We start from the raw sequence: 12288 nt of genomic DNA on the forward strand, positions 1-12288 counted from the left end.
TGCAGACCTCATCTCCCCAACCGGGAAGGTCGGGACTTAACGCCCCGACCCGCCCTTATCGCGACTGCTCTCTTACTTGAGCAGCGTCAGCGCAACCTGCGGGTCCGTGTTGGCCTGGGCCACCATCGCCACACCCGCCTGCTGCAGGATCTGCGCCCGGCTCAGTGCCGCCGTCTGCGCCGCGAAGTTCGTATCCTGGATACGGGACCTCGCCGCCTGCGTGTTCGTCGAAGCCGACTGCAGGTTGGAGATGGTCGCCTGGAAGCGCGACTGCAGCGCACCGAGCAAACCGCCGTCGCGGCTGAGCTGATTGAGCGCGAAGTCCATCGCCTTGATCGCCGTCTTGGCGTTGTCGTAGGTGAGGACGTTGGTGCTGTTCAGGGTCAGCGTGCTCAGGCTGCTGAAGTTCACGCCGGTACCGCTCAGGCCGATGTTGCTCAGCGTGGTTGCGCTGCCGCTCACCGCGATCGCGCCGCCGACCTTGGTGTAGAGCTCGATGCCCGCGGAAATGTTGCCGCCGCTGGCGATCGCGACGCCGCCGCTGCCGGTCACGGTGATGGTCGCGCCGGTGGAGTCGGTCAGGGTCAGCGTGCCCGTACCCGTGGTGGCGGTGACGTTGGTCTGAGTGGTGTAGGCGTTGATCGCCGCCGCCACGTCGGACACCGTCGCGCCGCTCGCCACGTTGACGGTCACGCCGTCGATCGTGATCGTACCCGAGCCGGTGTTCGTGTAACCCACCGTGCCGGCGGTGGTATCGGCGCGCTGCGCGTAGACCTGGCTCTGGCTGCTGACGTTGTTGATGGCGGCCACCACGTCGGACACCGATCCGTTGTTGCCGCTCAGGTTGACCGCGACGTTGTTGATGGTGATGGTCCCCGTTGCGCTGCTCAGATTCGTCGTCGTATTGATGCTGAGGCCGTCGCCGTAGCTCGCGCCAAGGTTCTGGCCGCGCACGTCGAGCCCGTTGGTCGAAATGATCTGACCGGCATTGGCGCCCACCTGGAACACCAGGCTGCTGAGACTGCCGTTGAGGATGGACTGCCCGTTGAACTGGGTGTCCTGCGCCGTAGTGTTGACCTGCGCAATGGACTGCTGCACCTCGGCATTGAGCGCCTGGCGATCCTGCGCGGAGTTGGTCGAATTGGCCGCCTGCACCGACAGCGTGCGGATATTCTGTAGCGCGCCGTTGATCGTATTCAGGGCGCCGTTGGCCACCTGCGCGAAGGAAATGCCGTCGTTCGCGTTGCGCATGGCCTGATCGAAGCCGTTGATCTGGGCCGTCATGCGCTGAGCGATCGCGTACCCAGCCGGGTTGTCGGCCGGGCTGTTGATGCTCAGACCGGAGGACAGCTGTGCGATGGCGCTGTCCAACTGACTCTGCGAAGAGTTCAGGTTGTTCTGCGCGTTCAAGGACGCGATGTTGGTATTGATGACAAGGGCCATGTCTGTAACCTCCGTTACGTGCTACCCGATTTATTTGACTTAAAGCCTGCGCCGCCCGGCGGCTACTCTTGATAAGCGCGCCAAACAGGCCGCTCACGCCCAGAACTATCGGCCGGCCGTAGCGGAACTTTAGGGCTTTTTTTCGGGGGAGCACGGGCGCCGCGGACGGCGCCCGCCGGCAATCGTCGTCAGGGCATCCAGGCGTCGAGCCAAGCGTCTAGATTGTCTTCGAGCAGCCAATGCGAGCGGATATGCTGGCGCAGCCGGTCTCCGGCCTCGGCGGCGGCGTCGAGATCGGCGAGATGGGCGCGGATCGCTTCCACCCAGTCCTTGAAACGGTTGCGCACGCGTGTCACGGGGAAGTCACCCTGATAAGGGGTGAGATCGGTGCAGACCACGGGATAGCCCAGTATTCCGTATTCAAGCAGGCGCAGATGGCTCTTGGCGTGATTGAAGGGCACGTCCTCCAGCGGCGCAATCGCCAGATCGAGATTCAGACTGGCAAGCTTGGCGGGATACTCGTCGATCGGCACCGGCGCGTAGAATTCGGCCACATAGGGCCTGATACGCGGCGGGCACATGCCGAGGAACACCCACTCGACCTCGCCTCCGAGCGCCTCGACTACGTTCTCGATCAGCTCGAGATCGCCGGTATGACTGACCCCTCCGGCCCAACCGACACGCGGCTTGGCGCCAACACGCCGAGAAGGCGCGTAGCGCCCCCAGGTCGCCGCCTCGATGAAATTGGGCACCACCCGAATATCGTCCGACAGGTCGCGATACGCCTCGGCCAGCGGCTCGGTCGCCACCACCAACCGGTCGCAGGCCGCGACCGCGCGGCGCAAACGCTTGTACAAGTCCTTGGGCAAGTGCTGCCGGTGAGCGTTCTTGAGCGGCACATTGGTGACCAGGTCATCGATCTCGAAGACGCATAGGACGTCGGGATTGAATCGCTTATGGCGCTCGATCGCCTCGATCTGGAAGGGTTCCACCTGGCGCTGCACAACCAAAGTATCCGGCTTGATACGCGCAAGTTCCGGCGGCGTATAGATGCGGTCGGTTTCCTGCCCCTGGATACGCCCCGCCTCGATCAAGGCGCGCGTGGGCGCAATGATGCGGTATTCCCCGCATCCCATGCGGTCGGCCGGCTGGGTGATGATGCGCGGCACCGGTCGCCAGGCGGAATCCCAGCGCAGCGCGGGATCGGACTCGGCAACGAAATCGGTGCTGGCGAGACTCAGGTTGCGGTTGTAGGCCGGGTCATTGGCCATCTGCGGTAGCCAGTGCGCATACATGCAGGCCTGCTCGCGTTGGAAACGCGCGAGCTTGGCCGCATCCGGCGCCTGCTCGACCCCCGACTGCTGACTCTTCGAGCCCTCGTGCATCAAAATCGCGTGAGGTGTCCACACCACGCGCTTGCCGAGCGCCTGGATCTTCAGGCACAGATCGATGTCGCTGTAGGAGACGGCCAGCTCTGCGGCATCCAACCCTCCCACTTCGTCGTAAAGCGCCTTGCGCACCAGCAGACAGGCGCCGGTTACGGCGGAATAGTCCTGATCCACCTGCAGGCGGGCGTAATACCCCGGCGATTTGGGATCCTGGCCGATGAAGGGATGCTCGGCGGGCCCCTTCACACCCAACAGCACGCCCGCGTGCTGGATCTTGCCATCCGGAAACAGGAGCTTGGCGCCGACCACGCCGACATCATCGCGCTGGGCATGGGCCATCATCTCATCCAGCCATTCGGCATGCAGCACAGCGGTATCATTGTTGAGCAGCAGCAGATACTCGCCTTGAGCCACCGCCGCGGCACGATTGTTCATTGCCGAAAAATTGAAAGCCTCGGGATAGTCGACGATCCGCAGCCGCCCGGCCAGCTCGCCTTCCAGCGCGCGCAAACCATTGATGTATTCGACAGCATCCTCGTCGCTACTGCCATTGTCGACGATGAGAATTTCGTAATTCGGATACGCGGTCTGGCTGAGCAGCGATTCAAGGCAACGCTGCAACACCGGCTGCTGGTTGCGAGTCGGGATAATGATCGACACCATCGGTTGCGCCGCATGCCGGTAGCGTACACGGTAGGTCGTCGGCAGCGGACCGTTTTCGACCTCGGCATCGACGCTCAGGCGATCGAGATGCGCCGCCAACGCGCGACGGCCTTCCGCGAGCAGTTCATTCAGCGGTCTGGGCGCATAACTCGATTGCTGACGCCGCCCGTACAGCGCACCGGGCACATGGCCGATGGCTTCATCGCCGCCCAGCTCCCAGGCACGCAGCATCAGATCATATTCCTCCAACCCGGCAAGCGTCGGGTCGAAGCCACCGAGGCGCTCTAGAAACGATCGCCGCACCAGCATCAGGCCGCCCGTGTAGGGCATGCTGCGCAGATAATCCAGATTGAAATCGGGTTTGTAGTGCGGGTCGCCCGCCGGCTGCCCATCGGCATCCACCGGGTACTCGTCGGTATAGACCACCTGCCATTCGGGATGCTTGCCGATGGCGGTCGCCAGACGGAACAGGGCGTCGTCGGTCAGTATGTCGCCGGCATGCAGCAGCGCGACCCAATCGGCCGCCAGCGTCGTCAACACTCGATTCACGGAATCGAGCACGGTGCCGTCCATCATGCGGTGCCACAACTGCGACTGCACATGTGACGGCGCATCCGAGTCGCCCACCCATGCAACCGCCGCCGGCCGCAGCCATTGCGCCTCCAGCGCAGCGACCGTGCGCGGCAGCTGGGCGTGATAAACCTCGGGCGCCAGCACCACCACGCCCAGCGACGGCAGACGGTCGGTCGCCATCGTTTCCACCGCCCATTCCCGTCTGTCGGGACCGGCTGCCATCACGGGCGTTTTCACGGCGACCGTTGGCGAAACACTCATGGCTTGCAGCGCCGCGGCCTTGCGTTGCCGGCGAGTCGGCAGCCGCGCGTGTTCCGTCTGCAATGCAGCCAGCCCCTCTAGCCACGAACAGCGGCGCGCCAGGGTTTGATAAGCCTGCATGCGGGCGCGGGCACGCTCGCCGATCCTGCGACGCAGATCGGCATCGCCGGTCAACGTCCGCACCCACTCGGCCGCCTCCGCCACATCAGGGTCGGCCCAACTGACCTGCGAACCGACGAAGCCGGATGAATACACCTCCATTTCGCCGTCGACCGGTATCAGCCGATAGCTCACCAGACAGGCGCTGTCCGGCGTCATGTAGCTCATATTGCCCGACCAGCCGGTCGCGATGACGGGCTTGCCCAGGGCCATGAATTCCATCGGCACCAGCCCTAACCCTTCGGCACGATGCAAGGAGATGAAGACATCACAGCACTGGTAAAGGCTCACTGTGTCCACGTAGCTGAGGCTTTCGGTAAACAGGTGCACGCGGGGGTGCCCGTCGATCAGATCGAGCAGGGATTGCAATCCGCCCCCCCCTTCCGGATTGTTCACCTTGATCAGCAGATGGGCGTGCGCCACGTCCCCGGCACCCTCGAGAAACGCCCGAACCGCGGCCAATGGATTCTTGCGCTGCTGATCGCTGACCGGCTCGAAGGCTGCTGCGAACAACACCGCGTCCTGCGGCAGGCCGAAGTCGGATCGCTGCCGCCGCTCGGGCACCGGCAGGCTGACCGGCACCGGCGCGTCCAGCGCCAGCGGGCCGTCGCAGGAAAATGCCACCGCGGCCTCCACGAAGCGGGAGCCGCCCAGCACCGCGTCCATCACACGCAGGGCTGGGCGCCAGGCCTCCGGCACCACCGGCAGTTCCCACATCGCCCACAGCACATTTACCCGATCCAACAGCCGCAGATGCGGACCGATCGAACCCAGCAGCCAGGGCATGGTTGCCGGAGGCAGTAGAAACAGGTTGATCTCGTAGGGCAATGCTGCGATATCGGCGACGTGCAGATCCGCAAAACGCAGATCGTGACGCCCTCGCCCCTGCCCTGGATCGATGTCGACGATGGCCACGGGCACACCGGCCGCCACCAGCGCCTCCACCACCTGACGGGCGAACACGCCGAGACCCAGATTGCCGCTGACGTGCCCGATCACATTCATGCCCTTCACGGGAGGAGACTGGCGGTGCTCGGCATCGCCTGATGAGGATGCCGACGCCGGCGGAACGGTCGCTTCTGCGGCGGCGGGAACCGCAGCGGCAACCTGCGCCGTATCGCCCGCCTCATCAGTCGTCTCGGCCCCGGCCTGCCGTTGCGCCAGCAGGGCGATGTCGCCGCCGCCGTTGAGGCGTTCGACATGACTGATTCTGAAGCCCTCGAACTCCGCCATGAAACCGATGAGTTCCACGGGCACCGGACGCAGATGCGTCGGATCCAGCCAGAACGTGCGCATCGCCACATCGGGCGTTTCGATGTTCGGCCATTCCAGAATCAACAAACCATCCGGCTTGAGCGCGCGCGCGGCCAGGCGGAAGAAATCCAGCTGCGCCTCCCAGGGCAGATGCTCGATAACGTGGAAGGCGCTGATGAGCGCCAGCGAAGCCGGTCGGGTGTCGCGAAGGCGATCCATCAAGTCGCCTTCCTCGACGGGCAAACCTGCGTCGCGCGCACGCTCGACCGCCACCCGATTGCTGTCGACACCGGTTATCGGGATGCCCGCATCCTGCAGCAGGGCCACCCACTCGCCACGTCCCGCACCCAGATCCAGCGCGGGCGCCTGCAGCGCCTGATGGATTTCCTTCGCAACCGGCAGATAATATTCAAGACGCTGCCGGATACTGTCGAAGCTCCCCCTGAAACGCTCCTCGAAGGCGCTGTAGAAGGCCTGCAGCCGATCCTCGTTTGCCCTTGTCATTGGTTCTGAATTTCCCTGGATGCGGACCTGGCGAGTGCCGGCAACGCCAGCCGGCCGAACGGCACGGCGCTGCGCCGATCAAACGCGACAGACTAAATGTACTTGAATAACGACAGACCCTGAACCTGCAGATAGGTTTTCTGCGAGGCCTGCAGGCCGGCAAGCTGCTGATTGAACAGGCTGATGGCGCTCGCGTAGTTAAGATCCTGGACTTGCGACTGGGTGGTCTGCAACTGCAGTTTCGCGTTGGATTGCAACTGCTGCTGGTCGGTGATGGCATTCAGGCGCGAGCCGACGCCTGCCTGCTTGTTGATGAGGGTGTTCATGGCCTGGTCGAGCGAGCTGAGCGCCTGATTCATGGTGTTGTGCAGGCGCGCCTGGCTGCCCGCATTGCCTCCACTGGGAATATTCAGCGCCGTGATCATGTCCTGCACGGTCTGGAACACGCTCTGCGGCTGGCTCGGCGCGATGGTGAACTGATCGCCGCTGGCGGGCGCCCCCGTGATCGACGTCTGGATGCCGGCGAAGCTGATGGTGGAACCGCTCTGGAAGGACTGGTTGCTGAGCACCGTCGTGCCGCTAGTGGTGTCGACCACGTTGAATTGCGTGGTGCTGGTGAACTGGATCTGGTAGGTGTCGCCGCTGTAGCCCGTGCTCGACGTCACCGAGCCGGGGTCGATGATACCGCTGCCGGTATTGGCGCTCCCCGGGGTCGCAGTGAAGCTGCCATTGCCGTTGGGGATCTGCATGAACACGCCCGACCCGGCGTCGTTGACCGCCACCTGGCGGTTGGCGTCGATCTGCAGATAGCGCTGGGCGCCATCGCCGAGATAGCTGAAGCTGCCGTTCGGGTTCTGGGTGAAGGGCTTGGTCTGGATCTGCGAACCGCTGAAAATGTAGGAACCGTTCGCATCCTGGGTGTTGCCGAGCGCCAGCAGCTGTTTGAGCGACTGGCTGAGCTGCGAGGCGATACTGGAACGGCTGGCATCGGTCTGGGTGCCGTTGTTGCCCTCCAGCGCCAGCGTCCTCACGCTTTGGAGCAGGTTGCCCGTGCTCTGCAGCGTACTCTGCTCGAGGTTGAGACGGGCGGTGGCGGCATCGCCGTTGGATTGGTATTGCGTGTTGGTGTCGATGGCGCTCTGCAGGTTGAGCGCCTGCGCCGCGCCGGCGGGATTGTCGGCTGGCGTCAGTATCTTGCGGCCGGTTGAAAGCTGCTGCTCGGTATGCGAAAGCTGGACCTGCTGGTTCAGCATGGAATCGATCGCCGCCTGACTGATCTGCTGGGTGGAGATGCGTATGCTCATGACGGAACCTCGTTACACCGCGTTCAACAGGCTCTGGAACAGCGTGTTGGCGGTCGTGATGACCTTGGCCGACGCCTGGTAGGCCTGCTGGTAGCGCACCAGATTGGCCGCCTCCTGATCGAGATTGACGCCGGAAATGGACTGCTGCAGCGAAGTGGACTGATTCAGCAGCGCCTGCTGGTTGGAGGCGTTCGACTTCGCTCCCTGGGTTTCATTGCCCACGTTGGCGACCAGCTGATTGTAGACATCACCGATGCTGGCGGTACTGCCGTTCATGAATTTGTTCTGCTGGATATTCGCCAGCGCCAGGGCATTGCCGTTGTCGCCGGGACCCGACGGCGTGACCGTGAACGTATCGCCCGCCTTCGCGGTTCCGCCGAGGGTCGCCTGCCAACCGTTGTAGCTCACCGTCGTACCGGCGGTATTGTAGGCCTGCGTCACCGAAGTGCCGGTGGTCGCGTCGGTCAGCGTATAGGTTGTCGGCGGGTTGTTGAAGGTGATGGTGACCGGATCGCGCAGATTGGGGTTGGTCACGCCCGTCGCCGACACCTGCGGCGCGGTGATGGTTGCGGTACCGGTATTGGTCTGATTGGCGGCGCTGACCACCGGAGCTGCGGCCGCGACCAGACGGGGATCGCTCATCGCCATGGAAATGTCGCGGGCGGCATAGCGCGTCGGTTCGATGGTATAGGCATCGCCGGCACTGACCGTTGTCGGCACCACGATACTCAAGCCGTCGGCCACATAGGGATTGGCCGACGTGCCGGCGCCGGTCATGGTGATCGGCTGGTTGCTGCCGGCGGCCTGCAAGGTCCAGGCAGTGCCGTTGTAGCTGAGTTGATAGTCCTTGGCGGTCAACTGCGAAACGTTGCTGACGGTCACCGCAGGCAGTCCGCTGCCGGCCGCGTTTGCGGCACCGGCATACACACTGGGGCCCGGCACGTTGAAGAAGTTCTGGCCGAGCGTGCCGGTGAGATCGACGCCCAGCTTCTGCTGCGCATTGAAGGCTTGGCCGACACTGATCGCCAGCTGCCCCAGGGCATTCTCCGCCGGCACCACCACCTGATTGCGCGCATCGAGCAGACCGCCGATATTGCCGCCGGGATTAACGTTGGCGACGGGAATGTCGCCATTGGCGGTCTTGAACACCAGGTTGAGCTGGTTGGGATCGCCACTGGTCGGCGCCAGCCCCAGCTGGGTGGTCGCCGTACCCACGACCAGAGCCTGCCCGGTACCGATCATCACGTTGACCGAACCGTCGCTCTGGGTCACGGTACTCACGTTCACCGACTTGGACAGCTGATTGAGCAGTGCGTCGCGCTGATCGAGCAGGTCGTTGGGCTGACCGACCGGGTTGCTGCTGTTCGAGGCCGCCACGATCTGCTTGTTGAGCTGCGCGATCTGGGTGGCCAGCTGGTTGACTGTGTTGACCTCGCTGGTCAACTGGCCGTTGATCTGGCCGTTGGCTTGATTGATCTGGCTGTACAGGCTGTTGAAGCGCGCGGTCAACTGGCCACCCTGCGAAATCAGGGTCTGACGGGCCGGGATCGAGGCCGGCGAGTTGGCCACGCCCTGCACCGCGTTGAAAAAGCTCTGCACCGCCGGCTGCAGACCCGCGCTGGCGTCGGCCAGCAGATTGTCGACCTGGGACGCGTACTGACTGTAGGTCTGATAACGCGCATTGGCGGCGGTCGCGTCGTTGACCTGGCTATTGACCACGCCGCTGAATATCCGCTGCACACCGGTGACCTGCACCCCGCGGCCGAGAAAATAGTTGCCCGCCGACTGAGGTAGCGTCGAACTGAGATCGATACGCTGGCGGCTATAGCCGGGCGTGTTGACATTGCTGATGTTCTGGCTGGTCGTCTGCAGCGCCTGCTGGAAGGCCAGCAGCGCCGAGGTGCCCACACCGAGGATGTCTGTCGCCATGCCGTACTCCCGGGACGCGACCTGCGCCCCATCCGATTCAGGTTAGCGGCCCGTTTGCGCCATTCTTGACCCCCGGATCCAGCGCCAGCAGCGGCTGACTGCCGAGAATCGATTTGATTTTGTCGGCATAGGCTGGATCCGTGGCGTAGCCCGCCTGCTGCAGACCGTCGAGATAGGCGGCGGGATTAGAGGCCTGGGTCATGGCCTCCTGGTAGCGAGGCTGCGTCGAGATGAGGTGCGCGTAGTCCGCGAAGCTCGCCGCGAGCGACGGATAGGCACGGAAGGACGCACGCTCGCGCTGTAGCGCGCCGTCTCGATACTCCATCGTCGGCACGCTCACCTGCGCGCCCTGCCAACTCCCGCCTGCCTTGATGCCGAACAGGTTGAAACTGCTGCGCCCGTCCGGCGTAGTCGGAATCTGCTTGCCCCAGCCGGTTTCCAGCGCCGCCTGCGCGACCAGCACCTCGGGCGCCACGCCGATCGAGACCGCGGCCTGACGTGCGTACGGCAGTACCGCACGCACGAATTCGCCCGGCGTCGCCGGCGGCCACGCCGCCGGACGGGCTGCCTCGCCCGCACCCGCGGTCGGATTCGGCGGCGGCGCGAGCGGCATCGAAACGGCCGGCGCGGCCGGGGGCTTGGCGGGACGACCGCCCAGCGAATGGTCGATCAGACCGCCGAGCTTGAGCGCGTCCCGGCCGGCCAGTTCGATCGCGAGCTGATGGTCGTACAATCCCTGGTACAGGCGCGTCTGCGAGTTGTCGAGCAGGCCATGTTGCGGCGTGGCCTCGCGCATGGCCTTGAGCATCATCTGAATGAACACGGCCTCGAACTGCTTGGCCGCCGCCCGCCGCGCGCCCGGGCTATTGGTCTGCGCCGCCGCCTTGAGCTGCGCCAAGCCCTGGAAATCGGTATAGGTCGAAGCCAGGGCACCGACGTTGCTGGCGAGAGCTCCGGCCATCAGATCACCACCAGCTGCGCGCGCAGCGCGCCGGCACGCTTGAGTGCCTCCAGGATCGCGATCAGGTCGTCGGGCGTGGCGCCCACCCGATTGATCGCCTTGACGATCGAGTTGAGCGTCACCCCGGGCTTGAACACGAAGGCATGCGCCTTGGCCTGCTTCGCGCTGACCTGGGTATTGGGCGTGACCACCGTATTGCCGCCGGATAGCGCATTCGGCTGACTGACCTGCGGGCTTTCCGAAATGGTCACGGTCAGATTGCCGTGGGCGACCGCGGAAGGCAGCACGCGCACGCTGCTGCCGATGATCACCGTACCCGTGCGAGCGTTGACCACCACGCGCGCCGGCGGTGCCGCGGGATCGATATTGATATTTTCCAGATAGGACACGAAGGCCACGCGCTGCCCTCGATCGAGCGGAGCGTTGACCTTCACCGACGCGGCATCCATGGCCTCGGCGGTGCCGGGACCCATGGCCTGGTTGATGGCGTGCGAGAGCCGGGTGGCCGTGGTGTAGCTCGGGTTGTTGAGGTCGAGGGTGATGCTGTTGCCGCGATCGAAGGCGGTGGGCACGTCGCGTTCGACGGTGGCCCCATTGGGCACCGTACCGACACTGAGGACATTGACCTGCACACTGGAACCGCCGCCGCCCGCGCCGTAGCCGCCCACCACCAGATTGCCCTGCGCCATCGCATAGACCTGGCCGTTGGCGCCACGCAGCGGCGTCATCACCAGCGTGCCGCCGCGCAGGCTTTTGGCATTGCCGATCGAGGATACGGTCACGTCGATGTTCTGACCGGGTTTGGCATAAGGCGGCAGACTGGCCGTCACCAGGACGGCGGCGACGTTCTTGAGCTGCGGATTCACATTGCCCGGCAGGGTGACGCCGAAACGCGTGAGCATGTTCTCGATGCTCTGGATGGTGAACGGCGCCTGGCTGGTCTGGTCGCCCGTGCCGTCGAGCCCCACGACGAGCCCGTAACCGACCAGCTGGTTGCTGCGCACCCCGGCCACCGTCGCGAGATCGCGCACCAGTTCGGCCTGTGCACCGCCAGCCAGACCGAGCAGCATGACCAGCACGGCCAGACCGCGGAACATCACAACATGTGGTTCGCGCATCGTCGCCCCCCTCACAGCGGCCACCAGGCGGCGTTGAAGAATTTCGCCAGCCAGCCCTCTCGATTGGCGTCGTTGAGCACGCCGCGGCCGCCATAGGCGATCTCGGCATTGGCGACCTGGGTCGACAGCACCGTGTCCTGCGGGGTGATGTCCGCCGAGCGCACGATGCCACGGAAGCGCACGTACTCGCGCCCCTGATTGAGCGCGATCCACTTCTCACCCTGCACGACCAGATTGCCGTTCGACAACACCTGCGCCACGGTCACCGAGATGGTGCCGCTGAGCTGGTTGCTCTGGGTGCTGCTGCCCTTGCCTGCAAAGGCATTCTTGCTGGCGAGACCAGTGCTGAGCAATGACTTGCCGTTATAAGTGACACCGGCCCCGAGCACCGTCGGCGCGGAGACGTCGACGCTGGTGTCGCGCGACGTGGAGGTGTCTGCCGACTTGTTGGCGTTGGTGTTTTCGTTGAGCACCACCGTCAGAATGTCGCCGACATGGCGCGCGCGCTGATCCGAGAACAACGGCACGCTGTCGGCGCTCTGATAGATCGCACCGTTGTTCTGCGAGGCCGGCTTGGGCGGCACCGGCATCACGGCGGTGAAATCGGGATTGCTGCCGCGGGTCGGTCCGGGCTGCAGGCTGGCGCAGCCGCCAAGCGCCGCCAGCGCCGCCAGCAGCGCGGCGAAGCGTATTCCCCCTGCCATCTTCTGTGCGTTCATATGGGTCCCAAG

The 12288-nt window shown here is 64.6% G+C and carries 7 protein-coding genes; all 7 read right to left on the bottom strand.

The window, feature by feature from the left end; genetic code table 11:
• Nucleotides 1–72 precede the first annotated feature (72 nt).
• Nucleotides 73–1443: a flagellin N-terminal helical domain-containing protein gene (locus THPRO_RS04485; protein WP_038089713.1), complete on the bottom strand. Its 1371-nt coding sequence runs from the start codon at nt 1441–1443 to the stop codon at nt 73–75.
• A 188-nt stretch (nt 1444–1631) separates the two neighbouring features.
• A complete protein-coding gene (locus THPRO_RS16210; protein WP_082954439.1) occupies nt 1632–6245 on the bottom strand; it encodes a glycosyltransferase in 4614 nt (1537 codons plus the stop codon).
• Between the two features lie 92 nt (nt 6246–6337).
• Nucleotides 6338–7549: a flagellar hook-associated protein FlgL gene (flgL, locus tag THPRO_RS04495; RefSeq protein WP_052064318.1), complete on the bottom strand. Its 1212-nt coding sequence runs from the start codon at nt 7547–7549 to the stop codon at nt 6338–6340.
• 12 nt (nt 7550–7561) lie between these two features.
• Entirely contained in the window at nt 7562–9478 is a 1917-nt protein-coding gene (gene flgK, locus THPRO_RS04500) for a flagellar hook-associated protein FlgK (RefSeq protein WP_038089711.1), read from the bottom strand.
• A gap of 37 nt (nt 9479–9515) precedes the next feature.
• Nucleotides 9516–10439 carry a flagellar assembly peptidoglycan hydrolase FlgJ gene (flgJ, locus tag THPRO_RS04505; RefSeq protein ID WP_038089709.1) on the bottom strand — a complete coding sequence of 308 codons (924 nt, stop codon included), beginning with the start codon at nt 10437–10439 and terminating at the stop codon, nt 9516–9518.
• Nucleotides 10439–11557, bottom strand: coding sequence for a flagellar basal body P-ring protein FlgI (locus THPRO_RS04510; RefSeq protein WP_407922440.1), 1119 nt, complete (start codon nt 11555–11557; stop codon nt 10439–10441). The genes flgJ and THPRO_RS04510 overlap by 1 nt, the downstream gene beginning before the upstream one ends.
• 11 nt (nt 11558–11568) lie before the next feature.
• Nucleotides 11569–12276 carry a flagellar basal body L-ring protein FlgH gene (gene flgH / locus THPRO_RS04515; RefSeq protein WP_052064317.1) on the bottom strand — a complete coding sequence of 236 codons (708 nt, stop codon included), beginning with the start codon at nt 12274–12276 and terminating at the stop codon, nt 11569–11571.
• Between the last annotated feature and the right edge of the window lie 12 nt (nt 12277–12288).

It is taken from the genome of Acidihalobacter prosperus, assembly GCF_000754095.2.
GTDB lineage: Bacteria > Pseudomonadota > Gammaproteobacteria > DSM-5130 > Acidihalobacteraceae > Acidihalobacter > Acidihalobacter prosperus.

Coding starts and splice junctions, on each gene's coding strand:
- THPRO_RS04485 (WP_038089713.1), bottom strand. CDS start 1,443: ATGGCCCTTGTCATCAATACCAACATCGCGTCCTTGAACGCGCAGAAC.
- THPRO_RS16210 (WP_082954439.1), bottom strand. CDS start 6,245: ATGACAAGGGCAAACGAGGATCGGCTGCAGGCCTTCTACAGCGCCTTC.
- flgL (WP_052064318.1), bottom strand. CDS start 7,549: ATGAGCATACGCATCTCCACCCAGCAGATCAGTCAGGCGGCGATCGAT.
- flgK (WP_038089711.1), bottom strand. CDS start 9,478: ATGGCGACAGACATCCTCGGTGTGGGCACCTCGGCGCTGCTGGCCTTC.
- flgJ (WP_038089709.1), bottom strand. CDS start 10,439: ATGGCCGGAGCTCTCGCCAGCAACGTCGGTGCCCTGGCTTCGACCTAT.
- THPRO_RS04510 (WP_407922440.1), bottom strand. CDS start 11,557: ATGCGCGAACCACATGTTGTGATGTTCCGCGGTCTGGCCGTGCTGGTC.
- flgH (WP_052064317.1), bottom strand. CDS start 12,276: ATGAACGCACAGAAGATGGCAGGGGGAATACGCTTCGCCGCGCTGCTG.